The organism is Vogesella urethralis (assembly GCF_007644045.2).
Taxonomy (GTDB): domain Bacteria; phylum Pseudomonadota; class Gammaproteobacteria; order Burkholderiales; family Chromobacteriaceae; genus Vogesella; species Vogesella urethralis.
The window spans coordinates 1-222 of the sequence record NZ_VMDW02000065.1 but is presented as its reverse complement, the minus strand read 5'-3'; the positions used below and the strand labels follow the sequence as shown (position 1 = coordinate 222).

At 65.3% G+C, this 222-nt stretch carries 1 protein-coding gene; it reads right to left on the bottom strand.

Annotated features, from left to right (window positions below; all coding sequences use genetic code 11):
• Positions 1-222, bottom strand: a 222-nt coding sequence (locus tag FLQ03_RS05260) for an Ig-like domain-containing protein (RefSeq protein WP_144374179.1), incomplete at both ends; no start/stop codon positions are given.

Here is a 222-nt window from a genome sequence, read left to right as displayed (position 1 = left end):
GTTACCGGCCGCGTCGGTCACGCCGCTGTTGGCCAGCGTGATGACGTTGCTGGTGGACGTCAGGTTGGCCGTCGGCGTGAAGGTAGCGGTCCAGGTGGTGCCACCGTCGCTGCTGCTGACCGCACTCAGCGTACCGTTGGCGATGGAGAGGTCGGCATTGGTAAAGCCGGTCACCGCTTCGCTGAAGGTGATGGTGACCTGGCTGGTCTCGCCCACGCTCAG